The sequence below is a fragment of the Dactylosporangium vinaceum genome (assembly GCF_019904175.1).
Taxonomy (GTDB): domain Bacteria; phylum Actinomycetota; class Actinomycetes; order Mycobacteriales; family Micromonosporaceae; genus Dactylosporangium; species Dactylosporangium vinaceum.
Genome location: NZ_CP061913.1, coordinates 6,949,576 through 6,975,184, shown reverse-complemented (window position 1 = coordinate 6,975,184; position 25,609 = coordinate 6,949,576). Strand labels below are relative to the sequence as shown.

Genomic DNA, 25,609 nt, shown 5'->3' with positions numbered 1-25,609 from the left:
GGCAACACGGGCAACGGCAACACAGGTAGCGGCAGCGACAGGAGGCCGGCGCCAGGCGCGCCGGCCTCAGTGCGTCGCGGCGGTCACGGCCCGGTCGACGTAGCGGTCCAGGAGCATGTCGAGGTAGCCGTCGCCGGCCGGGGCGCCGCCGGCGAAGCCCGGCACGAGGGCGTGCAGGCGGGCCAGCGAGACCTCGGTGCGCGAGACGGGCCGGGCGCGGTAGGTGCGGTCGGGCGCCGAGCCCAGCCGCTTCGCGACGCCGTCGATGATGTCCTCGACCGGCCACGGGCGGCCCGAGGCCACGTTCACGACGATGTCGCGCACGTCCGCGCTCAGCAGCCCGTCGATGGCGTAGACGAGGTCGCGCACGTCGAGCAGGTCGCGGTGCGCGCCGCGGTGCACGGTGACGGTGCCGGTGCACACCTGCTTGACGATCGCCGGCAGCAGCTGGTGGGGCCGCTGATACGGGCCGACGACGTGGGCCAGGCGCAGCACCAGGTGCGGGCCGCCGCCGGCCCGCACGCACGCCTCCAGGGCCAGCTTGTGCCGGCCGTAGATCGACGGCGGGTACAGCGGCCCGTCCTCCGTCGCCGGGGTGTCGGTGGTGCCGTACATCGCGAAGGAGGCGGTGGAGAAGTACAGCAGCGTGCTGCCCTCGGCCCGGCACCGGCGCAGGGCGTCGTAGAGCGCCTCGGCCTCCCGGTCCAGCTGCACCGGGTCGGTCACCGAGGTGCTCGACACCCCCGCCGCGAACGCCGTCACTGCCGGGAAGCGGTCCCCGAACGCCTCGCGCAGGTTCCTGGCGAGAAAGCCATTGCCGACGATCTGCATGTCATCCTCTCCACCGGAGGGGCGCCGGCCGCACGCCGGCGCCTCGGCCGCCACGCGGGTGGCTCATCCGACCGGTGTCACCTTCAGCATCCGCCGCGACTCGACGACGCCACCGCCCTCGACCGCGATGGACGACAGGTGCGACACTACGCGGTCGTCGACCGGGTCGTCGGCGGGGTCCTCGAGCACCCGGATGTGCTCGTAGGTCGTGGTGCGCTGGGCCGGCACCCGGCCCGCGGCCCGGATCAGGTGGATCATCTCCAGCAGGTTGCTGCGGTGCTTGGCGCCGGCCGAGGACACCACGTTCTCCTCGAGCATCACCGAGCCGAGGTCGTCCGCGCCGTAGTGCAGCGACAGCTGGCCGATCTCCTTGCCCGTGGTCAGCCAGGAGCCCTGGATGTGGTTGACGTTGTCGAAGAACAGCCGGGCGATCGCGATCATCCGCAGGTACTCCAGCGGCGTGGCCTGCGTGCGCCCCTTGAGGTGGTTGTTCTCGGGCTGGTACGTGTACGGGATGAAGGCGCGGAAGCCGCCGGTGCGGTCCTGCACGTCGCGGACCATGCGCAGGTGCTCGATGCGCTCCTCGTTGGTCTCGCCGGTGCCCATGAGCATCGTGCACGTCGACTCGACGCCGAGGTTGTGCGCGATCTCCATGATCTCCAGCCAGCGCTCGCCGCTCTCCTTCAGCGGGGCGATGGCGTTGCGGGCCCGGGCCGGCAGCAGCTCGGCGCCGGCGCCGGCGAACGAGTCCAGGCCCGCGGCCCGGATGCGCTCGATGGCCTCCTTCGGCGTCACACCGGAGACCTTCGCCATGTGCTGGACCTCGGAGGCGCCGAGCGAGTGGATGACGAGCATGGGGTACGCCTGCTTGATGGCGGCGAACATGCGCTCGTAGTACTCCACCCCGTATTCGGGGTGGTGCCCGCCCTGGAACATGATCTGGGTGCCGCCGAGCTCGACGGTCTCCGCGCACCGGCGCAGCACGTCGTCCAGGTCGCGCTCCCAGCCCTTGTCGCTCTTCGGCGGGGCGTAGAAGGCGCAGAACTTGCACGCCGTCACGCAGACGTTCGTGTAGTTGATGTTCCGTTCGATGATGTACGTCGCGATGTGCTCCACCCCGGCGTAGCGCCGGCGGCGCACCGCGTCCGCCGCCTCGCCCAGCGCGTGCAGCGGTGCGTGGCGGTACAGCTCCAGCGCCTCCTCGGCGCTGATGCGCTCACCGGCAGCGGCCTGGTCGAGCAGCGTGTTGACAGATCTGGCCATGTCGAGCCTTTCGGGAGTGACGATGGTTGCCGTGCGCCGGGTCGGTCCGGCTCACGCTCGCGGCAGGAGCCGCACGTCGACGTCCGGCGGGAACCCGGCCTCGGCGTCGCTGACCCTCCGGGCGAACTCCGCGATGCCGGCCAGCTGCCGATCGCCGAGGCTGAAGTCGAGGGCTGTCATGTAATAGCGCCGCAGGGTCACGGCGTCGAACGGCTCCCAGCGCGCGGCCTGCTCGCAGACCGCGTCGACCTCCCGCAGCGAGAGGTCACGCGAGGCCAGGAAGGCCGCGTGGACCCGGCGCACCGTCTCCGGCTCCCGCGCGAGGAAGTCGCGCCGCGCGGCGAACACCGCGAACACGAACGGCAGCCCGGTCCACTCGCGCCACATCGCGCCGAGGTCGTAGACGTGCAGCCGGAGCCGCTCGGCCTCGGTGAGCGCGGCGCGCAGGGCGACGTCGCCGATGACCACGGCCGCGGGCGCGTCGCGCAGCATGGCGTCGAGGTCCGGCTCGGCCGTGAAGTACTGCGGCCGCACCCCGATGCGCTCGTGCAGCAGCAGCTGGGCGAGGCGCACCGACGTGCGGCTGGTGGAGCCCAGCGCGACAGGCGCACCGTCGAGCTCCTCCAGCGGGACCCGGCTCACGATGAGGCACGACATCACCGGGCCGTCGCTGCCGACGGCGATGTCGGGCAGCGCGACCAGGTCGTCGGCGTGGCGCAGGAACTCCAGCAGGCTTATCGGCCCGATGTCCAGCGCGCCGCCGGCCAGCGCGTCGTTGAGCCGGTCCGGGGTGGCCCGGTGCAGGTCGAGGTCGAGCAGCGCGCCGGTGCGGGCCAGGCCCCAGAACAGCGGCACGCAGTTGAGGAAGTCGATGTGGCCGACCCGCGGCCGGGCGGGGCGGGCCGGTGCGAGCACCGCGCCGCGGCCGTGCGCGGAAGCCGGTGCGGTACCGGGCGAAACTGGCATGTGCACTCCCCGGGTCGACGATGCGGTCACTATCCATCACCGCCGCGCGCGCGACCACTGTTGCGGCCCCGATGCACGTCAAGTCTGGGTGTTTCCCGGTTCTTGACGCCGGTGCGCCGTCGCGGTGCAGGCCCGGCGGCATCCTGAGGGCGGCCCAACCGACCAGGAGGTCCCGATGCGCGTGCTGTTCACTGTCTCCTCGTGGCCGACCCACTACGCCGCACTGGTGCCCTACGGCTGGGCGCTGCGCGCCGCCGGGCACGAGGTGCGGGTGCTGTGCATGCCCTCGCAGCGCGACGCGGTCGCCGGGGCCGGGCTGCCCGCGGTGCCGATCCTGGACGGCATGGAGGTGTCCGTCCACAACAGACTGTCGTACGTCCGCGAAGCCCTCGACGGCGACTGGCCCTACCCGTGGACACCGCTGCACCCGGTCACCGGCGCGGCGATGGCGTCCCTGGCCGACTTCGACACCGCGGCGTACGCGCGCACCGACGGCGCCCGGTATGCGGCCGGCTCCGCCCGCAGCCACGACGCCGCGGTGGCCTACGCCCGGTCGTGGCGGCCGGACCTGGTGATCCACGACCCGGTCAGCACGGAGGGCCTGCTCGCCGCGCTGGTGCTCGGGGTGCCCGCGGTGCTCGGCCTGTGGGGGCCGGTCGGCACGCACGAGCCCGCGTCGCCGTTCCGGCTGCTGCCCGCCGACCTCGGCGGCTCCTTCGAGCGCCACGGCGCCGGCCCGTTCAGCCCGGACCTGGTCCGCTACGCGCTTGACCCGTGCCCGGACGCGATCGCGCCGCCGGTGCGGGCCGAGCGGATCCCGGTGCGGTACGTGCCCTACAACGGCCCCGGCACCCCGCCGGAGCCGCTGCCCGCCATCGACCGGCCCCGGGTCTGCGTGACCTGGTCGACCGCGCTGAGCACGATGACGGGCCCGCGGTCCTACGCGCTGCCGCACATCCTCGAGGCCCTGCACGGCCTCGACGTCGAGATCGTGCTCACCGCGACCCGGGCCGACGCCGCCGCGCTCGGCGACGTGCCGCCGGGGACGCGGGTGCTGCAGTACTGCCCGCTGCACCCGCTGTTGCAGCAGTGCGATCTGGTCGTCCACCACGGAGGCTCGGGCAGCACCATGACGGCGATCGCCACCGGCACCCCGCAGCTGATGCTCACGTTCGCCAGCGAGCAGGCGTGCACCGCGCAGCGCACCGCCGCCGCGGGCGCCGCCCGGCACGTGCCCGGCCCGGCCGTGAGCGTCGCGTCGATCCGGGCCGCGGCGGCCGGCCTGCTCACCGACCCGGCCCACCGGCGGGCCGCGGCCGACTTGCGCCGGGCCGCCGAGGACCGGCCGTCCCCCGTGGACGTCCTGGCCCGCCTGGAGAAGCTCGCCGCCGCCTGACGGCCCCCGCGCGGCGGCGGGCGCTCAGGCCCGCCGCTGTGCGAACTCCCTGATCGACTCGATCATGTAGTCGATCATCTCGGCCGTCACGCCCGGGTACACCCCGACCCAGAACGTGCGCTCGGTGATGATGTCGCTGTTGGTCAGCTCGCCGCTCACGCGGTACACCGCGTCCTTGTAGGCGGGCTGGCGGATCAGGTTGCCGGCGAAGAGCAGCCGGGTGCCGATCTTGCGGGACTGCAGGAAGTCCACGATCTCGCGCCGGTGGAAGCCCGCGTCCTCGGTGAGCGTGATGACGAAGCCGAACCAGCTCGGGTCGCTGCCCGGCGTGGCCTCCGGCAGGATCAGGCCCGGCACCCCGTCGAGGCCCTCGCGCAGCCGCTGCCAGTTGCGCCGGCGGGCGTCAACGAAGTCGGCGATCTTCGTGAGCTGGCTCAGGCCGAGCGCCGCCTGGATGTCGGTCGTCTTCAGGTTGTAGCCGACGTGCGAGAAGATGTACTTGTGGTCGTAGCCGTAGGGCAGGTCACCGAGCTGATACTCGAAGCGCTTGAGGCACTTGTTGTCCTGCCCGGGCTCGCACCAGCAGTCACGGCCCCAGTCGCGCATCGACTCGACGATGCGGGCCAGCTCCAGGCTGTCGGTGAGCACGCAGCCGCCCTCGCCCATGGTGAGGTGGTGGGCCGGGTAGAAGCTGACGGTCGAGTAGTCGCCGAACGTGCCGGTGACCCGGCCCTGATAGGTCGCCAGCACCGCGTCGCAGTTGTCCTCGACCAGGAACAGCCCGCGGTCCTTGCACAGCTGGGCGATCTCGGCGACCGGGAACGGGTTGCCCATGGTGTGCGCCATCATGACCCCGCGGGTCTTCGGCGACAGCGCGGCTTCGATCCGGTCGAGTGTGGTGTTGTACGTGCGCAGGTCCACGTCCACGAAGACCGGGACGAGCCCGTGCTGCAGCAGCGGGTTGACCGTCGTCGGGAAGCTCGCGGCGACGGTGATGACCTCGTCGCCCGGCCGCAGCCGCCGCTCGCCCAGCTCGGGCGCGCCCAGCGACGCCACGGCGAGCAGGTTCGCGGCCGAGCCGGAGTTGGTCAGGTGGGCCTTGCGCACGCCGATCGTGCGGGCGAAGAGCCGCTCGAAGCGCAGCGCCATCGCGCCCGAGGCGATGCGCATCTCCAGCGCCTGCTCCACCAGGGCGGTCCGGTCGTCCTCGTCGAGCACGGCGCCCGAGGGCAGGATCGGGGTGACCCCCGGCACGAACCCCTGCTCGCCGGCCGCCCGGTCGCGGTGCAGCTTGCGGGTCTGCTCGAGGATGAGCTGCTTGACCTCGTCAACCATCTGCGGTGTCTCCATTCGCTGCGAAGCTCGGGGTTGGTGCGTTCCCGCCGATGTCCTCCGGCCGGGTGTGCCGCCACAGCGCGTCGATCGCCTCGGCCGGTGATCGGGCCGGAGCCCAGCCGAGGGCCCGGCGCGCGAGTGCGATGTCCATCGGCCGGGCCGAGACCCCGGCGTCGCGCCGCTCGGCGGCACCGGGCCGCCGCACGACGCGCCCGCCACCGCCGGCCCGGGCGATGAGCAGGTCGACGACCTTTGTCACGGCCACGGCCTGCCCGCCGCCGATATTGACCACCGGGGGTACGCCCGGTGCCGTGGCCGCGCACAGAACGGCGTCGCTGACGTCCCGTACGTCGACGAAGTCGCGGCGCCCGGACAGCGGCGGCACCTCCACCGCCGCGCCGTCGCGGGCCAGCTGCCGGGCCAGGCCGCCGAGGAGGCTCTGCACCGGCGCCCACGCCCCGATCACCGTCGAGATGCGCAGGACGACCGCGTCGATGCGCCCGGCCGCCACCGCCCCGGTGATCGCCCGGGTGGCGGCGAGCTTCGTCCGCGCGTAGTGGCTGACCGGGCGCTCGGTCAGGTCCTCGGTGAGCGGCGGCCCGGGCGGCTGCTCACCGTATTCGAACACGGAGCCGAGGTGCACGAGCCGGACCGGTCCGGCCGCCGCTGCCAGGGCCGCCACGAGCCGTTCGACGAGCACCACGTTGCCCCGGTCGAGCTCGGCGCCGGTCGCGCCCCACAGCGCACCGGCGGCGTTCACGACAAGCTCGGCTCCCGCGATGACGGCGGCGATCGCCTCCGGCGGCTCCTCGGCGGCGTCGAGGCGCACGGTCGTGCACCGTGGGTCCGGCCCGGCCGCGCCGCGCACCACGGCTGTCACCCGCCAGCCGGCGTCGAGCAGCCCGGCCGCGATGGTGCGCCCGACGAAGCCGTTCGCGCCGAGCAGCACGGCGCGCCCGGGCCCCTGTCGGCCCGCTCGGCTGGTCTCCACGGCGGCCTCCCGGATCGTCGCGCGGCATGCCCCCGCCGGTGAGCATGGTGCGCCTGCGGCGGCGGCCCGGGGACGCGCCCAGGAGAAGTCTGGGGGAATCCCCGGAGTCCGCGGCGGGTGTGTCACGTCAGACCGCACTCGGCGTGGCGAGCACGGGCTGGGCGTCCTCGGCCCGGTCCGCCGGCGGTGAAGCCGGCTCCCCGGGCACGTCCGGCAGCTCCGATTCGAGCAGCCGCACCCGCGGCCGCAGCGCGCTGACCGCGACGATCCCGAGCAGCAGCGGGGCGGCCGCCAGGAACAGCAGCGCGATCCCGCCCGCGATGCCGCCCCCGGTGACCCGGCCCAGGGAGGCGGCGAGCGGGCCGCCCGCGTCGACGAGGGGCGCGGCCGCATACTGCGCGACAGGCCCGGCCACGGCGTACGCGAGGGGCTGGGCGGACCAGGCGAGCATCCGCCGGACGGCGAAGACCCGGCCCTGCACGTCGAGCGGCGTCTTGAGCTGCCACAGGGTGGCCGTGACGGCGTTGGTGACGGCCCAGCCGCCCAGGATCGCGAACATGCCGGCCGCGACCGCCCAGACGCTGTGCGTGAGCCCCATCGCCGCGACGAGCACGGCGTGCACGCCGCCGACGACCAGGATGGCCCGCACCCGGCGCCGGGGCTGGCGGGTGACGCTGATGAGGGCGCCGACGAGCACCATGCCGGCCCAGCCGACCGCCTCCACGATGCCGTAGGCGGCCGGCCCGGACAGGGTCAGGACGAGCGGCGGCACCAGCACGATGACGAGCTGCATGCCGAAGTTGTGCACCGCGAAGAACGTCAGCAGCCCCGACAGGCCGGGCCGGGCCCGGATGAACCGCCAGCCGGCGCTGAGCTCGCCGCCGAGCGGCTCCCGGGCCGCACCCGCGCGCGGCGGACGGGGCGGCAGGCGGCGCAGCGACCACAGCATGGTGCCGAGCGCGGCGGTGAACGTGAGGACGTCGATGAGCAGCAGCCCGCGCAGGCTCAGCACGGCGTAGAGGCTGCCCGCCAGGACCGCGCCGAGCACCTCGCCGACCGCCTCGGCCAGGCCGATGCGGCCGTTGGCCCGGCCCAGCTGCTCGCGCGGCACGATCTCGCTCACCAGGGCCGAGAACGCCGGCCACTGGATCGCCTTGAAGACCGACAGGAGCACGGCCATGACGTAGAGCTGCCACAGCGCGAAGACGCCGGTCGCCAGCAGGATCAGAGCGGCCAGGGTGACCAGGGCCGTCCCGGCGTCGCTGAGCAGCATGGCGCGGCGGCGGTCCCACCGGTCCACCAGGGCCCCGGCCATCGGCAGCAGCACGATCCCGGGCAGCGACACGGCCAGCACGAGCAGCGTGTAGGCGGTGGGGGAGCCGGTGCTGGCGTACACCCAGATGCCGACGCCGAACGCGGTGACCGACGAGCCGACGAGCGAGACGACCTGACCGGCCCAGAGCACGTTGAAGACCCGCACGTCACACCGCCCCGGCCAGCACGGCGAACAGGTCCTCGAGGCGGTCCGCGACGGTGGCCCGGTCGAACAGCGCGGTGCTGTACTCGATCCAGCCCGAGATCCCGTCCGCGGTCTCCCGGCAGCGCACGTGCAGGTCGTAGCGGCACGTGCCGCGGTCCAGGTCGACCCGCTCGACGGCCAGGCCGGGCAGCGGGTCGCCGCCGGGCGGCAGGTTCTGCATCGCGAACATGAACCGGCACAGCGGCGGGTGCAGGCCCCCGCCGTACTCCTCCGTGAGGGTCTCGAACGGCGTGTGCTGGTGCTCCCAGGCGGCGAGCATCTCGGTGCGCACCCGCGCGACGAGCGTGCCGAAGTCCGGTGCGCCGGTCAGGTCGGCCCGCACGGGCAGGATGTTCGCGTACGGCCCGACCTCGTGCTCGGCGTCGGCGGGCCGGTCGGCGACGGGCACGGCGACCAGGAACCGCTCGGCCCCGGTCTGCCGGCCCAGCCATCGCTGCACGGCCGCGAACAGCACGATGAACGCCGTCGCCCCGCTCGCCGCGGCCGTGGCCCGCACGGCGTTGGCGAGTGCCGGGGGCAGGTCGAAGTGGTGCACGGCGCCCGCCGTCGACCACTGCGGTGGCCGGGGCCGGTCGGGCGCGGCGGCCACGTCGAGCGGCACGCCCCGGAGCCGGTCGGCCCAGAACGCCCGATCGGCCGGGTCCGGCTCGACGTGCTGCGGGGCGAAGCCGCGCACCGGCGGGAGCGTGACCGCGCGGCCCTCGGCGAAGGCCGCGTAGTAGGCGGCGAGGTCGCGCTGGATGACGCTCAGCGACCACCCGTCGGCCACGGCGTGGTGCACCGTGACGGCCAGCAGGTGCTCGTGGCGGTGCAGCCGGACCAGTGCGATCCGCAGCGGCGGCCCCGCGGCCAGGTCGAACGGGCGCCGCAGCTCGGCCGTCGCCACCGCCGTCGCGGCCCCGGCGGTGGGCGCCTGGCACCTGACGATCTCGGGCGGGCGCACCGGGTCGACGACCGCGACCGGCTCGCCGCCGCGGTCGGCAAACCGGGTCCGCAGCGCCGGATGGCGGGCCGCCACCGCGTCGGCCGCGCGCACCAGCGCCACCTCGTCGAGCGGGCCCCGCAGCAACGCCGAGAAGCTGATGTTGTACATCGGGCTGCGCGGGTCGGCCGCCTGATGCCGGACCATGAACAGCTGTGCGGGTGTGAGCCGCCCGGGGTCCGCGGGCGCGCTGCGGGCCGGCCCGCACGGTGCGGGTCCGTCGCCGTCCGCCGGCGCGGCGAGGGCGGCCACCGTCCGCCGCTCGAAGACTGTCCGCAGCGGCACGCCCAGACGGCTCGCCAGGCGCGCGGCCAGCAGCGAGTGCCCGCCCCGGGCGAAGAAGTCGTCGTCGCGGCCGCAGGCCGGCCCGCCGATGCCCTCGCCCGCCAGCAGCTCGTCGAACACGGCCGCGACCCGCCGCTCGGCCGCGGTGCGCGGCGCATCGGCCCCGCCCGGTGCGGCCGGCTCCCGGGTCGCGGCGCGTTCCGCCAGGGCGGCCCGGTCGACCTTCTGGTTGCTCGTGCGCGGCAGGGCGGGCAGCGCGTGCAGGGTGGCCGGGACGAGGTACTCGGGCAGCCGCTCGGCCAGCGCCGCCCGCAGCCCGGCGAGGTCGGCGTCCGCGGGCGCGACGAACCCGGCCAGCCGCGGCGCGCCCGGGGGGCCGGCGACGACCACTGCCGCCTCCCGGACGCCGGGCCCGTCGCGCAGGGCGGCCTCGACCTCGGCCGGCTCGACCCGGTTGCCGCGGATCTTCACCTGGTCGTCGTCGCGGCCGACGAAGTGCAGCGTGCCGTCGGCGTCGCGGTAGGCGGTGTCGCCGGTGCGGTACACCCGCGCTCCCGGGGTGCCGGAAAACGGATCGGGGACGAAGCGCTCGGCGGTCAGGGCCGGCCGGCCGTGGTAGCCCAGGGCCACCCGGTCGCCGCCGATCCACAGCTCGCCCGGCACGCCGGGCGGGGCCGGCTCGCCGCCGCGGTCCACGACCCAGGCGCGCACGCCCGGGGCCGGCCGGCCGATCGGTGCCGGCCCGGTCGCGCCCGGCGCGGTGGCGACCCGGTGCCAGGTCGCGGTCATCGTCGTCTCGGTCGGGCCGTACTGGTTCACGACGACCGGCCGCCCGGCGAACACCGCGGCGGCGCGGGCCGCATCCCGATGGTCGAGCACCTCGCCGGCGGTGAGGATCCGGCACAGCTTTGCACCGCTGCCGGGGGCCGCCTCGGCCAGCAGCGCCCGCAGGACCGTCGGCACGACACTGAGCAGCGCCGTCACGCCCTCGCTGTCGATCGCGGCGAGCAGGGTGGCGGGGTCGGCCGCCGCGTCGTCGTCCACGAGCACCACCCGGGCCCCGGCGGCGAGCGGGCCGAGCAGGTCGCGGACCGAGGCGTCGAAGGCCAGCGCGGGCAGCTGGAGCACCGTGTCGTGCGGCCCGAGGCCGTGCACCGGCATCACGTACCGGGTGAGGTAGGCCGCGGCCGCCCGGTGCCGGGTCAGGACGCCTTTCGGGGTGCCGGTGGAGCCGGAGGTGTAGGCGATGTAGGCGACGGCGTCGGGCGCCTCCACGATGGGCGGCGCCGGGTGCTCGGCCCCGCCGGCCACGGCCACGGCCGGCAGCGGCCAGTCGCCGCCGCGGTCGGTGACGACGCAGCGGGCATCGCTGTCGGCCAGGATCTGCCGGTGCCGGGCCGCGGGGTGGCGGCGGTCGAGGGCCACGTAGGCGGCCCCCAGGCGCAGCACCGCGAGGACGGCGACCGGCTGGGCCGGGCCGCGCCCGAGCGCGAGCGCGACCACGTCGCCCGGGCGCACGCCGTGCGCGTGCAGCCGGCCGGCCAGCCGCTCGGCCCGCTCGGCGAGCTCCCGGTAGGTGACGGTGGTGCCGCCGGCGACGAGCGCCGTCGCGTCCGGGCGCCGCCGGGCCTGGCGCAGCACCAGGGTGTGCAGGGCCTCGGCCGGTCCGGGCTCGTCGGGCGGGCCGAGCAGGTCGGCGCGCTGCTGCGCGGTGAGCAGGTCGAGGCGCTCCACCCGGGTGTCGGGCGCGCTGACGGCCGCCCCGAGCAGGCGCAGCAGGTGCCCGGCGGTGCGGGCGATCGTCGCCGGGTCGAAGCGGGCGGTCTGGTACACCAGCGAGCCGCCGAGCCCGTCCGGGCCGTCCTCGAAGGCGACGTTGAGCTCGGCCTTGGCCGCAGCCGGCACGAACGGTGCGGGCCGCAGGACGACCCCGCCGCTGAGGGTCGCGGCCGGGGGCGGCTGGTCGATGGTGACGGTGTACCGCGAGAGTGCCGCAGCGTCCAGGCCGAGGTGCTCGACGACCCGGGCGAAGGGCACCTGGCGGTGCTCGTAGGCGTCGAGCACGGCCGCCCGCACCGCCCGCAGCAGCTCCCGGAACGACCCGGCCGGCCGGACCCGCACCCGCAGCAGGACCGTGTTGAGCAGCAGGCCGACGACGCGCTCGAGCTCCGGGCGGGCCCGGTCGGCGACGGGCATCGCCAGCACCACGTCCGCGCGCCCGCCGAGGCGCTGCAGCAGGGCCGTGTACGCGGCGAGCAGCACCATGAACGGCGTGGCGCTCTCGGCGGCGGCCAGCTCCCGCACGGCCGCCGCGACATCCGGCGGGACGGTGAACGCGTGGGCGGACCCCGACGGGCCCGCTGCCGACGGGCCGGGGCGGGCCGGGCGCGGGCGGTCGGCGGGCAGCTCGGGCCCGGGCGGAAGGCCGGCCAGGCGGTCGCGCCAGTGCGCCAGCTCCAGCTCGAAGCGCTCGCCCCGCTCCAGGCCCCGCTGCCAACCGGCGTAGTCGCTCGCGGTCCGCGGCGCCGCGCCGGTGGGCCCGGGACGGCCGGTGACGGCGGCGTCATAGGCGGCGACCAGGTCGTCGTGCAGAACCGCGAGGGACCAGGCGTCGACGACGGCGTGGTGGAACGCGAGGGCCAGGACGTGCTCGTCGTCGGCGACCGTGAGCAGCGCGCCGCGGACCAGCGGCGAGCGGGCCAGGTCGAACGGCGTGTCGGTGACCGCCCGCACGAGCCGCTCGCGCGCGGCGGCCCGCTGGGGCTCCGGCTCGGCCCGCAGGTCGTGGTGGTCGACGGCCAGGTCCAGCTCGGGCCGCACGACCCGGTGCGGCACGCCGTCGCGGGCGGGGAACGTCGTGCGCAGGGCCTCGTGGCGGGCGGGCAGGGTCCGCAGCGCGGTGAGCAGCGCGGCCGGGTCCAGCGGGCCGCTGAGCCGGCTGACCACAGGCACCACGTAGGCCGGGTCGCCCGGGGCGAGCTGGTCGACGAGCCACAGCCCGGCCTCGGCCGCGGAGAGCTGCGGGACCGGTCCGCCGGCCGCGGGCACCGGCGGCAGCGCGCTGCCGGGGCCGGCCGATCGCGCGGTCAGGCGGGCGGCGAACCCGGCCGGGGTCGGCGCGTCGAACGCCCACCGCAGCGGTACGTCGACCTCCAGGGTGTCGCGGACCCGGGACAGCAGCTGGACCGCGAGCATCGAGTGCCCGCCGAGGGCGAAAAAGTCGTCGTCGCGGCCGACCCGGGCCACGCCGAGGACCTCGCCCCACAGGCCGGCCAGGGTCTGCTCGACCGGGGTGCGCGCAGCGGCGTACTCGGCGGCGACCGGCGCGGCGCGGGGCGGGTCCGGCAGCCGCTTGTAGGCGACCTTGCCGCTGGACAGCTGCGGCAGCTCCGGCAGGCTCACCACGACCGCGGGCACCATGTACTCGGGCAGCCGCGTGCGCAGCCACTCGCGCAGCCCGGCCGGGTCGGCGCCGGGCCCGGCGACGTAGGCGACCAGGCGCGGGCCGCCGGGGCCGTCGGTGCGGGCGACGACCGCCGCGGGCCCGGCCCGTTCGGCCAGGACGGCCTCGATCTCGCCCAGCTCGACCCGGAAGCCGCGCAGCTTGACCTGCCGGTCCAGGCGGCCGAGGAAGTCCAGGCGGCCGTCGGCCCGCCAGCGCACGAGGTCGCCGGTGCGGTACAGGCGGCTTCCGGGCGGTCCGAACGGATCGGGGACGAACCGGTCGGCGGTCAGCCCGGGCCGGCCGAGGTAGCCGCGGGCCAGCTGCACGCCGCCGATGCACAGCTCGCCCGGGACGCCGATCGGCTGCAGCCGGTGCTCGGCGTCCAGGACGTAGCAGCGCACGTTGGTGGTCGGCGCGCCGATCGGCACCCGCGGGTCGCCGTCGAGCCGGCACCTGTCGGCGGTGACGTTGACGGCGGTCTCGGTCGGGCCGTAGGCGTTGTACAGCTCGGCGCCGAGCGATGCGAGGCAGCGGGCCCGCACCTCGGGGGAGAGGGCCTCGCCCGCGCTCTTGATGACCCGCAGGTGCGGCAGCGGCGTGTCGCCGCCGTGGGCGAGGAGGGCGGCGAGCATGGTGGGGACGAAGCGGACGTAGGAGATCCGCTCGGCCGCCAATAGGCCGCGCAGGTAGGCCGGGTCGCGGTGGCCGCCGGGCGCGGCGATGACGAGCCGGGCGCCGGCGTTGAGGGTCGCGAAGAGCTCGACGACCGAGTCGTCGAACGTCACGTTGGTCTTGAACAGCACGGCCGCGCCCGGGCCGAGGCCGAAGCGCTCGATCTGCCAGGCGAGCTGGTTGCGGGCGGCGCGGTGGCTGACCATGACGCCCTTGGGGCGGCCGGTGGAGCCCGAGGTGTAGAAGACGTAGGCGAGGTGCTCGGGCCGGATCGCCGCCGCGGGCACCCGGGGCGGGCGGGCCGCGATGGCGGCGGCGTCCGCGTCGAGCCGCACCACCGTCTCGGTGCCGGCGAGGCGGTCGGTCAGCGCGGCGCCGGTGACGACGAGGGCGGCGCCGGCGTCGCGCAGGACCGTGCGGGTGCGCTCGGCCGGGTGCTCGGGGTCCAGGGGCAGGTACGGCGCCCCGGCCCGGACCACCGCGACGATCGCGACGACCAGGTCGATGCCGCGGTGCAGCAGCACACCGATCGGCCGGTCGGGCTCGGCGCCGGCCGCGCGCAGGTGCCCGGCGAGCCGGTCGACCCGGGCGTTGAGCTCCCGGTAGGTCACCCGGTCGGCCCCGCTGACCAGTGCGACGTCGTCCGAGCCGGCGCGGGCGGCGATGGCGGCGGTGATGTCGTGCGGGCCCGTGAGCGCCCGGGCCGGGCCCTGCCAGCCGGTCCTCAGCAGTGCCGTCTCGGCCGGGCCGAGCAGCGGCAGGTCGCCGACCGGCGTGGCCGGGGCCGCGGCGGCGGCGCGCAGCAGCGTCAGGTAGTGCCCGAGCACCCGCTCGGCCCCGGCCGCGTCCCACAGGTCACGGCGATACTCCAGCTCCAGCTCGAACGCGTCGGCGTGCTCGGCCACGGCCAGGCTCACGTCGAACTTGGCCGTCTGCGGCCGGAACCGCTCGACGAGTGTGGCCGTGGCCGCGCCCAGGCGCAGCGCGGTCCCGGTGCGGGCGGCCGAGCTGTTCCAGTCGAACAGCACCCGGAACAGCGGGCTCGTCTGCGTGTCGCGCGGCACCGGCAGCGCGGCGACGACCCGCTCGAACGGCACGTCCTGGTGCGCCTGCGCGGCCGCGGCCGCGGCCCGGACCCGGGCGAGCAGGTCGGCGAAGGGCGCGCCGGGGTGCACCTCGGCCCGCACGGCGACGGTGTTGACGAACAGCCCGATGAGGCCCTCGACCTCGGGCTGCGCGCGGTTGGCGACGGGCGTGCCGACAAGCACGTCGCGCTCGCCGCTGTAGCGGTGCAGCAGCGCGTGCAGGGCGGCGAGCAGCACCATGAACGGGGTCGCGGCCCGGCCGCGGGCCAGGTCGCGCACGGCCGCGGTCAGCGCCGGATCGACCCGGGCCCGCACCACCGCGCCGCCCTCCTGCGCGACCGGCCCGAAGGACGGCAGCTCCAGGCGCTGTGGCGCGCCGGCCAGCCGGTCGGTCCAGTAGGCGAGCTGGTCGTCGTAGCCACCGTCGTCGAGGCGCCGGCGCTGCCAGGCGGCAAAGTCGGCGTACTGCACCGGCGGTGCGGCCGGGGCCGGTCCGGTGCCGAGCGCCGCGGCGTAGCCGGCCGCGAGCTCGCGGGCCAGGACGTCGACGGACCAGCCGTCGAAGGCGATGTGGTGCAGCGTCAGGACGAGGTGGTGCCGGTCGGGGGCGGTGCGGGCCAGCGCGGCCCGCCACACGGGGCCGGCGGCGAGGTCGAACGGGCGGGCGTGCTCGTCGCGGGCCAGCGCGTCGAGGTCGGCCTCGGTCGCGCCGGGCCGCTCCAGGCGCCGCAGGTCCAGCCGGGCGTCGCCGGTGACCTGCGTGTAGTCGGCGCCGTCGGCGCGGTACACCGTCCGCAGGATCTCGTGGCGCTCCTCGATGCCGCGCAGGGCCGACTCGAGCGCGCCGGCGTCGAGCGGGCCGTCGAGGCGCAGGTTGAAGATCACGTGGTAGGTCGGCCGGCCGGGGTCGAGCTCCTCGAGGAAGAGCATCCGCTGCTGCGCCGGGGACACGGGCCGGGGGCCGCGGCCGCGCGGGATGACCGGCCGGGATCCGCGGCCGGCCGTCGCGGCCAGGCGGGCCAGCCGCTGCTCCAGCACGGTGCGCGCGTCCGGCGACAGGCGCTCGGACCCGGTGCTGGTGCCGGCGGTCATCGCATCCCTCTCGAGGTTATGGACATGCAGACAGGCAACACGACGCGGACTAGGGACTTCGTTAGGAGCGGCGCCCTCCGCGAACATTTGCCACTTGACGGACCCCCACATAGACGGGCATAAACAAAGAGAAAGCAAATTCAAACGGAAGTCAAGCCACATCGTGCACGGGGGTAGTGGAGAGGACGGGTCCGTCGCCAATGCCGACCATCGACTTCGTGCAGCTCGAGCCGGATTTCGGCTGCTACGGCGTGAACACGCCGGGGGCCATCATCGAGCTGCGAGCCATCCATCAGGAGACCTTCGTCGACCACACGTACCTGCAGCACGGGGTCACCGTGCCGCCGGGCGGGACGGTCCTCGACATCGGCGCCAACGTGGGGCTCTTCAGCCTCGCGCTCAAGCGGACCTGCCCCTCGGCCCGCATCCACGCGTTCGAGCCGGCCCCGGCCGCGCTCGAGGCGCTGCGGGCCAACCTCGCGCTGCACGGCGCCGCCGGCGTCACCGTGCACGCCGTCGGGCTCGGCGCCGTCGACGACCCCGGTGTGCCGTTCACGTTCTACCCGAACATCCCCGGCAACTCGACGCGCTACCCCGAGCTCAAGGAGTTCGACCGGGCCCGGATCAGCGCGGACTGGGGCACGAGCGTCGGCGACAGCCTGTACGGCGGGCAGACGGTCGAGGTACCCCTGCAGCGGCTCTCCACCGTCCTGGCCCAGCACCCCGAGGTGAGCACCATCGACCTGGCGAAGATCGATGTCGAGGGCGCCGAGCTGGAGGTCCTCGGCGGCATCGACGAGGCCGACTGGCCGCGGCTGCACCGCGTCGTGGTGGAGGTGCAGGACCTCGACGGCCGGGCCGAGGCGGTCCAGGACCTGCTCACCGCGCACGGCTTCGAGCTCAACGTGGAGACGCCGGAGGCGCTTGCCCATTTGAACTATCGGACCGTCTACGCGGTACGCCCGGAGGTGACGACGACCGGAGGGTGACCCCGCCATGCCCGTGAACAGCAAGTCTAGGCAAATTGCTAAGCCGCTCCACCTACCTTCGGTCCCGGCGACGACGGCGGGATCGGGGACTTCATGGGCGCATTCGACGTTGGGGCGCACGGGCCCGGGGATGCGCTCGAACGCTCGGTCGGCCGGCTGCTCGACGTGCACGCGCGGGTGATGGCCCAGGTGCATGCCCTGCTGCTGGAGGCGGACGGGCAGGCCCTGGCCACGAACGACACGGCGCCGGCCGCACCGGCGCTCCCGGCTCCGGCACTGCCGCCGGCCCCGGCCGCCTACCCGCTCTCCGCAACGCAGCGCGAGATCTGGTTCCTGGAGCAGCTCGGCGACGGCTCGTCCCACGCCTACAACGAGGCCGTCCTGCTCGACCTGGCCGGCCCGCTCGACCCCGGCGCCCTGCACCGGGCGCTCGACACCGTCGTCGCGCGCCACGACAGCCTCCGCACCGTCTTCGCCGCCGACGGCTCGCACCAGCGGGTGCGGCCCGCGACCGCCGTGGAGCTTCCGCTCGTCGACCTCACCGGCGAGGCCGAGCAGCGGCGCCGCGACTGGCTCGACGCGCGCGTGCAGGAGCCCTTCGACCTGACCGGGGGCCCGCTCCTGCGGGCCGCCCTGCTGCGCCTCGCCCCCACCCACCACCAGCTGCACCTGCTGGTCCACCACAGCGTCATCGACGGCTGGTCGTTCGTCGTCGTCATCGACGAGCTGCTGCGCCTCTACGAGCAGGAGCGCACCGGCACGCCCGCCGCGCTGGCCGCCGCGCCCGCCTACCGCGACCACGTGGCCCGGCAGGCGCGGCGGCGGGCCGGTCCGGACGGGCGGGCCGCCGCCGCGTACTGGACCGCGCGCTTCGACGGCCCCCGCCCGCAGCTGCGGCTGCCGCTGGACCGCCCGCGCCCGGCCCGCGGCACCGGCCGGGCCGCCCGCGTCGAGGTCAACGTCGACCCGGCGCTGGCCGCCGCGGTCACCGAGCAGGCCCGCCGGCTCGGCACCACCGCCTTCACCGTGCTCTTCGGCGCCTACGCGCACATGCTGCAGCGGCTCACCGGCGAGGACGACGTCGTCATCGGGGTGCCGGTGGCGGAGCGCGACCACCCGGGCGCCGACCGGCTCGTCGGGCACTGCAACACCGTGCTGCCCATCCGCGTCGGTGCCGGACCCACATCCATCGTGCGCGACTACCTGCGCGGCGTACAACGGGATCTGATCGATGCTTATGATCATCCCGACTTCGGCGCCGAGCTGCTGCGCCGCGATGCCGGCGATCGGGACCCGCTGTTTCGCACCTTCTTCAACCTCGACCGGGCCCGCTCGATGCCGCACACGACGGGCATCCGCGCCACCGTCCTGCCCCCGCCGCCCTCGGCCGCCAAGCTCGACCTGTTCGTCGACGTGCTGTGCATCGGCCGGGCGATGACTGTGCAGTTCGAGTACGACACCGCCCTGTTCGAGCGGGCCACCGTGGCCGCCTTCGCCGAGCTGTACATGCAGCTGCTGCGGGAGATGACGGCCCGGCCCGAGACGCCCCTGGCCGCCCTGGACCTGGCCGCGCCGGCCACCCGCGAGCTGCTGCTGGCCGCCGCCCGCAACCCGGCGCCACCGGCCGGGGCCGCCCGCAACGTGCTGGAGCTGATCGAGGACCGCGCGGCCCGGAGCCCGGACGCGCCGGCCGTGGTGTGGGGCGCGGACCGGCTCAGCTACGCCGACCTCGACGCCCGCGCCGACGCGCTCGCCGCCCGGCTGCGCGCCCACGGCGCCGGCCCCGAGGAGCGGGTCGCGGTGCTGCTGCCCCGCTCGCCCGAGCTGATCGTCGCCGTGCTCGGCGTGTGGAAGGCCGGTGCGGCGTTCGTCGCGCTCGACGCTGAGACGCCGCCCGCCCGCCGCCGCGAGATCGTCGCCGACGCCGGGGTCCGCCTCGCCGTCACCTCGCCCGACCTGGCCGCGGACCTCGACGGCACAGGCGTGCGCTGCGTGCGCCCGGCCGAGCCCGGCGACACCGCGGCCGGCCGGGTGCCGCGCCCCACGGGCGCCCTGGCCTACCTCGTCTACACCTCCGGCTCGACGGGCCGGCCCAAGGGCGTCATGGTCGCCGATGACGCACTGCTGCGGGTGTACCGCGGGTGGGAGTCCGCCTACCGCCTGCCCGGCCGCATCCGCTCGATCCTGCAGATGGCCAACTTCGGCTTCGACGTGTTCATCGGCGACGTGGTGCGGGCCCTGTGCTCCGGCGCCCGCCTCGTCCTGTGCCCGCGCGACCTGCTGCTCGACCCGGCCGGCCTGCTGGCCCTCGCCCGCCGGGAGGAGATCGACTGCGCCGAGTTCGTCCCCGTCGTCGCCCGCGGCCTCGCCGGGCACGCCGCCGCCACGGGGGAGCGCCTCGACCGGCTCCGGCTGCTCATCGTCGGCTCCGACCACGTCGACGCCGACGACCTGGCCCGGCTGCGGGCGCTGCTCGGCCCGGACGGCGAGGTCGTCAACTCCTACGGGCTCACCGAGGCCGCGATCGACAGCACCTTCCACGTCCACGGCGACGCCGACCGCGGCGCGGTGTGCCTGGTCGGCGGCCCGTACCCGGGCGCGGAGGCGTACGTGCTCGACGACGACATGCGTCCGCTGCCCCCGGGCGTCGCCGGCGCGCTCTACGTCGGCGGCGGCCTCGCCCGCGGGTACGCCGGTGCGCCCGGGCGCACCGCTGCCGCGTTCGTCCCGCACCCGTTCGCCGACCGGCCCGGGCAGCGGCTGTACCGCACCGGCGACCTGGCCCGCTACCGCCGCCGCGACACCGGCCCGGTCATCGAGCTCCTCGGCCGCTGCGACACCCAGGTGAAGATCCGCGGCCAGCGCATCGAGCTCGGCGAGGTCGAGGCGGCCCTGCGCACGGTCACCGGCCTGAGCGCCGTGGCCGTGCTCGCCCACCCGGACCCGGGCGCCGCGGACACCGGCGGCGGCGCCCGGCTCATCGCGCACGTGGCCGCCCGGCCCGACGGCCCGACCCTCGCCGGCTGGCACGAGCGGCTCGCCGAGCGCCTGCCGTCGGCGATGGTGCCGGAGGGGTACGTGCTGCACGACGCCCTGCCCACCGGGCGCAACGGCAAGCTCGACCGGGCCGCGCTGCTCGCCGCCGGGGCGGACGCCGCCGTCACCGCCCGCCGCGCCTACGTCGCCCCGCGCACCGAGCTGGAGCAGCGCCTCGCCGGGATCTGGTCCGCCGTCCTCGGCCGTGACCGGGTCGGCGTCGACGACGACTTCTTCGCCCTCGGCGGCCGGTCCCTGCTCGCCGCCCGGCTCGTCAACCGCATCCGCGCGGAGCTCGGCCGGGAGCCCGCGCTGCGCGACCTCTTCGAGGCGCCGACGGTCGCCGGCCTGGCCGCCCGCCTCGGCGAGCCGGCAGCCGTGCGGCAGGCGTCCGGGCGCCCCGCCCTCACCGCGACCCCCGACCGGCCCGCCGCGGTGCCGCTGTCCCCGGCCCAGCAGCGGCTGTGGTTCCTCCACGAGTTCGAGGGGCCGAGCGCGGCGTACAACATCCCCCTGGCCCTGCGCCTCACCGGCGAACTCGACCGGGACGCGCTGCGCCGCGCCGTCCAGGACGTCGCCGACCGGCACGAGACGCTGCGGACCTCCGTGCTCTCGGTCGCCGGCACCCCGCTGCAGCGGGCGGTGCCGCCGGGCCGGGCCGTCGTCCCGTTCACCGTCACCGCTGTCGGGCCCGGCGAGGTGGCCGCGGCCGTGGCCGAGCTCGCCGCGCGCCCGTTCGACCTGGCCGACGAGCTGCCGCTGCGGGTGGACCTGCTCGCGGTCGGGCCGGCCGAGCACGTGCTTGTCGCCGTGCTGCACCACATCGCGGGCGACGCCTGGTCCGTCGAGCCCCTCGCCCGCGACCTGACCACCGCGTACGCCGCCCGCCGCGCCGGGTCCCCGCCGGCCTGGGCACCGCTGCCGGTGCAGTACGCCGACTACACGCTGTGGCAGCGCCGCCTGCTCGGCGACGACGCCGACCCGCACAGCCCGGCCGCCGCCCAGCTCGCCTTCTGGAAGTCCACACTGGACGGCGTCCCGGCCGCGCTCGAACTGCCGGGCGCCCCGTCCCCCGGCGCGTCCGGCGCCCTGCGCTTCACGATCGGCGCCGACCTGCACACCGCGCTGGCCCGCCTGGCCGCGCAGGAGCGCGGCAGCGTGTTCATGGTGCTGCAGGCCGCCCTGGCCGCGCTGCTGACCCGCCTCGGCGCCGGCACCGACATCCCGATCGGCAGCCCGGTCGCCGGCCGCGCCGACGAGGCCCTCGACGGGCTCATCGGCTTCTTCGTCAACACGCTCGTCCTGCGCACCGACACCTCCGGCGACCCCACGTTCCGCGCGCTGCTCGGCCGGGTCCGCGCCGCCGACCTGGCCGCCTTCGAGCACCAGGACGTGCCGTTCGAACACGTGGTGGCCGCCGTCAACCCGCCGCGGGCCGACGACCGGCACCCGCTGTTCCAGGTCATGCTTGTCGCCGACGACACCGCCCGGATCAGCGCCGACCTCGCGGGGCTGAGCGTGACCGAGGAGCCGGTGCCGCCCGGCCCGGCCAAGTTCGACCTGGTGCTGGCGCTGCGGGAGCGCTACGCCGACGGCGGGGACGGCCGGGGGATCGAGGCCGAGCTGCGCTACGACACCGCCCGCCTCGGCCCCGCGGACGCCGCCGGGCTCGCCGAGCGCCTCCAGCGCCTGCTGCGCGCGGTCGCCGCCGACCCGGACACCCGCTGCAGCGCCGTGGACCTGCTCGACCGGTCCGAGCGGGACCGGCTGCTGCACGGCTGGGGCCCGGGCGCGCCAGTCGTCCCCGGGCCGCAGACCCTGCCCGAGCTGTTCGCCAGGCAGACCCGCGCCCGCCCCGGCGCCGTCGCGCTTGACGGTGCGGCCGGGCCGGTGACGTTCGCCGAGCTGGCCGCCCGGGTCACCGCGCTGGCCGGGCGGCTGCGCGGGCGCGGCGCCGGGCGGACCGGGCGGGTCGCGCTCGCCCTGCCCCGCGGGATCGACCTCGTCGTGGCCGCGCTCGCCGCCGCCGAGGCCGGGGCGGCGTTCGTCCCCGTCGACCTCGACGCGCCGCCGGCCCGCACCGAGCGGCTCCTGCGCGACGCCCGGCCGGTGCTCGTCGTCACCGACGCGGCCCGGCGTGACGACTTCCCCGGCCACCCGGTCCTCGACGTCGGCGCCGTCGACGGGGAGCCCGGCGGGGCCGCACCCGGCGAGCCGCCGCACCCCCTCGACGAGGCGTACGTCCTGTACACGTCCGGCTCGACCGGGCAGCCCAAGGGTGTGGCCGTCCCGCACGCCGCCGTCTGCGCCACCCTGCGCTGGTACGTCGGCGCGCTGCCGGTGAGCGCCGACGACCGGGTGCTGTTCAAGACCCCGCTGACGTTCGACCCGGCGCTGCTGGAGCTCTTCGGCACCCTCGCCGCCGGGGCCACCGTCGTGCTCGCCGACCCCGACGGCCACCGCGACCCGGCGTACCTCGCCGACGCGATCGAGCGCTTCGCCGTCACCTCGGCCAAGTTCGTGCCCACGACGCTGCGGGAGTTCCTCGACGCCCTCGGCGACCGGCGGCTGCCGACCCTGCGCCGGGTGCTCAGCGGCGGCGAGCCGCTCAGCCCGGAGCTGGCCGCGCGCTGCCTCGAGCGCCTGGACGCCGACCTGCTCAACCTCTACGGGCCGACCGAGACCGCCATCGAGGCGACGATGTGGCGGGCCCGCCGGGGCGAGCCGATCGCGAGCGTCCCCATCGGCCGGCCGATCGCCGGTGTCCGGGCCTACGTGCTCGACGCGGGCCTGCAGCCGGTGCCCTTCCAGACCGTCGGCGAGCTGTACCTCGGTGGCGCCGGACTGGCCCGCGGCTACCTCGGCCGCCCGGGTGCGACGGCCGCCGCGTTCGTCCCCGATCCGTTCGGCGCGCCCGGTGGCCGGATGTACCGCACCGGCGACCTCGTGCGCTGGACCGGCAGCGGCGGCCCGCAGGCCGAGCTCGAGTTCGTCGGGCGCGCCGACGCCCAGGTCAAGCTGCGCGGCGTCCGCATCGAGCCGGGCGAGGTGGCCGCCGCCCTGCGCGAGCAGCCCGGTGTCACCGACGCGGCAGTGCTGGTGCGCCCGGTCGACGGCGAGCCCCGGCTCGTCGGCTACGTCGCGCACGGCGACACCCCCGCGCCCGCGGCCGCCGCACTGCTGCGCCGGCTGCGCCAGGTGCTGCCGGCGGCGATGGTGCCGGCCCACCTGCTCGTCCAGCCGGCCCTGCCCCGGCTCACCAGCGGCAAGACCGACCTGCGGGCCCTGGCCGCCCTGCCCGTCACCGCGGCCGCGGCCGCCTACGCCGCCCCGCGCACCCCGGCCGAGGCCGCCATGCTGCGGCTGTGGCAGGAGGTGCTCGACCGGCCCGGCATCGGCGTCGAGGACGACTTCTTCGCCCTCGGCGGCCACTCCATGCTCGCCGCCCGCCTGGTCGCCCGCATCCGCGCCGAGCTCGGCACCGACCTGCCGCTGCGGGCCGTGTTCGAGGCGCCCACACCGGCCGCCCTCGCCGCGGTCGCCGCCACCGCGCACGACGCGCGGACCGGCACCGCCCGGCCCCCGCTGATCGCGGAGCCCCGCCCCGACGTCGTGCCGCTGTCCTTCGCGCAGCAGCGCCTGTGGTTCCTCTACCGGCTGACCGGGCCGAGCCCGACGTACAACGTCCCGCTGTCGATCCGCCTGCACGGCGAGCTGGACGCGGCCGCGCTGGCGGCCGCCCTCGCCGACGTGGTGGCCCGGCACGAGAGCCTGCGCACCACCGTCGAGGAGCTCGACGGGGTCGCCGCCCAGCGGGTCCGCCCGGCCGCCGCGGCCCGCCCCGAGCTGACCGTCGCCCCGTGCGCGCCGGGCGAGCTCGCCGCGGCCCAGGCCGAGGCGGTCGCCACGCCGTTCGCGCTCGAGCGTGACCTGCCCGTGCGGGCCTGGCTGTTTCGGCTCGCCCCGGCCGAGCACGTGCTGACCGTCGTGCTGCACCACACGGCCTGCGACGGCGGCTCGACCGGACCGCTCGCGGCCGACCTGGCCCGGGCCTACGCCGCCCGCCGGAGCGGGGCGCCGCCGCGCTGGGAGCCGCTCGCGGTCCAGTACGCCGACTACGCCCGATGGCACCACCGGCTGCTCGGCACCGAGCGCGACCCGCGCAGCCTCGCGGCCCGCCAGATCGCCTTCTGGCGGCGCACCCTGGCCGGCGCCCCGGCCGAGCTGGCCCTGCCCTTCGACCGGCCGCGGCCCCGCCTGCCCTCCGGCGCCGGCCGGGGCATCCGCTTCGCCGTGCCCGCCGGCGTCCACGCCGGACTGGCCGCACTCGCGCAGCGGCAGCGGGCAAGCGTCTTCATGGCCGCCCAGGCCGCGCTGGCCGCCCTGCTCACCCAGGCCGGGGCCGGCACCGACATCCCGCTCGGCACGCCCGTCGCGGGCCGCCCCGACCCGGCGCTCGCCCCGCTCGTCGGCTTCTTCGCCAACACCGTCGTGCTGCGCACCGCAACGGACGGGGACCCGACGTTCACCGCGCTGCTGGAGCGAGTCCGCGACGCCGACCTGGCCGCGTTCGAGCACGCCGACCTGCCGTTCGAGCACCTCGTGCGGGCCCTGAACCCGCCCCGCTCCGGCGCCCGCCACCCGCTGTTCCAGGTGATGATCGTCGCCGACGACCCGGAGCGCGGCGAGCTGGACCTGCCCGGGCTGCGGGTGCGCATCGAGCCGACCGAGTCGGTGACGGCGAAGTTCGACCTCAACGTGATGCTGCGCGAGCGGCTCGGCCCCGACGGCGCCGGCCTCGGCCTCGAAGGGCTGCTCGAATACAGCACCGACCTGTTCGACGACGAGACCGCCCAGGGCCTCGCGGATCGCTACGTCGCCCTGCTCGGTCAGGTCGCCGCCGATCCCGACGCCCGCTGCTGCCGGAAGACGGTGAACGCCGGTGAGTGAAGCCTGGCTGCCCCTGCGCCGCCCCAGTGCCGCGCCGGTGCTGCGGCTGTTCTGCCTGCCGCACGCCGGGGGCGCCGCGTCGGCGTTCCGGGCCTGGCCGGCGGCGGCGCCCTACGGCCTGGAGGTGTGCCCGGTCCAGCTGCCCGGGCGGGAGACCCGCTTCGCCGAGCCGCTGCCGACCGGCATCAGCGACCTGGTGCCGGAGCTGGCCGAGGCGCTCCTGCCCGTGCTCGACGTGCCGTTCGCGCTGCTGGGCAACAGCATGGGCGCGCTCATCGCCTACGAGCTGGCCCGGCACCTGCAGCGCGAGTACGGCCTCGCCCCGGTGCGGCTGGTGGTCGCGGCCGCGCGCCGGCCCGGTGCCGCCGCCGACCTGCCCCCGGTGAGCCACCTCGAGGACCAGGCGTTCGGCCGGGCCATGCAGGACCGCCACGGCGGCATCCCCGCCGCGATCCTCGACGACCCGCAGGTCGGAGCCGTGTTCCTGCCGGTGCTGCGGGCCGACATGGCAATGGTCGAGGGCTACCGCCCCGCGCCCGCCCCACCGCTGACGTGCCCGATCACGGCGTACGCCGGCACGGGCGACCGCACCGTGGGCCCAGCCGAGCTCGACGGGTGGGCCGCGGTCACCACCGGCCGCTTCGAACGGCACATGCTCGACGGCGACCACTTCGCCGTCCTGCCGCACGCCGGGACCGTCATCGGCCGCCTCGCCGACGAACTGGCCCTGCGCTGAACCAGCTATCTACCG

11 protein-coding genes are annotated in these 25,609 nt (G+C 76.2%); 4 read left to right on the top strand and 7 right to left on the bottom strand.

Going from position 1 to position 25,609, the window contains the following annotated elements:
• Positions 1-66: 66 nt before the first annotated feature.
• The 3 genes from Dvina_RS31205 to Dvina_RS31195 form a co-directional block, all read right to left on the bottom strand.
• Positions 67-831: an NAD-dependent epimerase/dehydratase family protein gene (locus Dvina_RS31205; protein WP_223092898.1), complete on the bottom strand. Its 765-nt coding sequence runs from the start codon at positions 829-831 to the stop codon at positions 67-69.
• A 63-nt stretch (positions 832-894) separates the two neighbouring features.
• On the bottom strand, positions 895-2,094 hold the full coding sequence (gene mqnC, locus Dvina_RS31200; protein ID WP_223092897.1) for a cyclic dehypoxanthinyl futalosine synthase: 1,200 nt from the start codon (positions 2,092-2,094) through the stop codon (positions 895-897).
• 51 nt (positions 2,095-2,145) lie between these two features.
• Complete coding sequence (locus Dvina_RS31195) at positions 2,146-3,060, bottom strand: menaquinone biosynthetic enzyme MqnA/MqnD family protein (RefSeq protein ID WP_223092896.1); 915 nt, start codon at positions 3,058-3,060, stop codon at positions 2,146-2,148.
• A 175-nt stretch (positions 3,061-3,235) separates the two neighbouring features.
• On the opposite strand from Dvina_RS31195, the gene Dvina_RS31190 reads away from it, so the two are divergent.
• Complete coding sequence (locus tag Dvina_RS31190) at positions 3,236-4,456, top strand: nucleotide disphospho-sugar-binding domain-containing protein (RefSeq protein ID WP_223092895.1); 1,221 nt, start codon at positions 3,236-3,238, stop codon at positions 4,454-4,456.
• Between the two features lie 24 nt (positions 4,457-4,480).
• Here Dvina_RS31190 and rfbH read toward each other — a convergent pair whose 3' ends face one another.
• The 4 genes from rfbH to Dvina_RS31170 all read right to left on the bottom strand — a co-directional run bounded on the left by rfbH (position 4,481) and on the right by Dvina_RS31170 (position 15,883).
• Complete coding sequence (gene rfbH, locus Dvina_RS31185) at positions 4,481-5,791, bottom strand: lipopolysaccharide biosynthesis protein RfbH (protein ID WP_223092894.1); 1,311 nt, start codon at positions 5,789-5,791, stop codon at positions 4,481-4,483.
• Complete coding sequence (locus Dvina_RS31180) at positions 5,784-6,782, bottom strand: NAD-dependent epimerase/dehydratase family protein (RefSeq protein WP_223092893.1); 999 nt, start codon at positions 6,780-6,782, stop codon at positions 5,784-5,786. The genes rfbH and Dvina_RS31180 overlap by 8 nt, the downstream gene beginning before the upstream one ends.
• 127 nt (positions 6,783-6,909) lie before the next feature.
• Positions 6,910-8,262 (bottom strand): MFS transporter, encoded by a 1,353-nt coding sequence (locus Dvina_RS31175; protein WP_223092892.1) that lies wholly within the window; start codon positions 8,260-8,262, stop codon positions 6,910-6,912.
• 1 nt (position 8,263) lies between these two features.
• Entirely contained in the window at positions 8,264-15,883 is a 7,620-nt protein-coding gene (locus tag Dvina_RS31170) for a non-ribosomal peptide synthetase (RefSeq protein WP_223092891.1), read from the bottom strand.
• A gap of 200 nt (positions 15,884-16,083) precedes the next feature.
• Here Dvina_RS31170 and Dvina_RS31165 point away from each other — a divergent pair, with 200 nt between their 5' ends.
• The 3 genes from Dvina_RS31165 to Dvina_RS31155 all read left to right on the top strand — a co-directional run bounded on the left by Dvina_RS31165 (position 16,084) and on the right by Dvina_RS31155 (position 25,594).
• Positions 16,084-16,872, top strand: a complete 789-nt coding sequence (locus tag Dvina_RS31165) for an FkbM family methyltransferase (RefSeq protein WP_223092890.1) — start codon at positions 16,084-16,086, stop codon at positions 16,870-16,872.
• 93 nt (positions 16,873-16,965) lie between these two features.
• Complete coding sequence (locus tag Dvina_RS31160) at positions 16,966-24,858, top strand: non-ribosomal peptide synthetase (RefSeq protein ID WP_223092889.1); 7,893 nt, start codon at positions 16,966-16,968, stop codon at positions 24,856-24,858.
• Positions 24,851-25,594 carry a thioesterase II family protein gene (locus Dvina_RS31155; RefSeq protein ID WP_223092888.1) on the top strand — a complete coding sequence of 248 codons (744 nt, stop codon included), beginning with the start codon at positions 24,851-24,853 and terminating at the stop codon, positions 25,592-25,594. Before Dvina_RS31160 ends, Dvina_RS31155 begins: the two co-directional genes overlap by 8 nt.
• Positions 25,595-25,609: the final 15 nt, after the last annotated feature.

Coding starts and splice junctions, on each gene's coding strand:
- Dvina_RS31205 (WP_223092898.1), bottom strand. CDS start 831: ATGCAGATCGTCGGCAATGGCTTTCTCGCCAGGAACCTGCGCGAGGCG.
- mqnC (WP_223092897.1), bottom strand. CDS start 2,094: ATGGCCAGATCTGTCAACACGCTGCTCGACCAGGCCGCTGCCGGTGAG.
- Dvina_RS31195 (WP_223092896.1), bottom strand. CDS start 3,060: ATGCCAGTTTCGCCCGGTACCGCACCGGCTTCCGCGCACGGCCGCGGC.
- Dvina_RS31190 (WP_223092895.1), top strand. CDS start 3,236: ATGCGCGTGCTGTTCACTGTCTCCTCGTGGCCGACCCACTACGCCGCA.
- rfbH (WP_223092894.1), bottom strand. CDS start 5,791: ATGGTTGACGAGGTCAAGCAGCTCATCCTCGAGCAGACCCGCAAGCTG.
- Dvina_RS31170 (WP_223092891.1), bottom strand. CDS start 15,883: ATGACCGCCGGCACCAGCACCGGGTCCGAGCGCCTGTCGCCGGACGCG.
- Dvina_RS31165 (WP_223092890.1), top strand. CDS start 16,084: ATGCCGACCATCGACTTCGTGCAGCTCGAGCCGGATTTCGGCTGCTAC.
- Dvina_RS31160 (WP_223092889.1), top strand. CDS start 16,966: ATGGGCGCATTCGACGTTGGGGCGCACGGGCCCGGGGATGCGCTCGAA.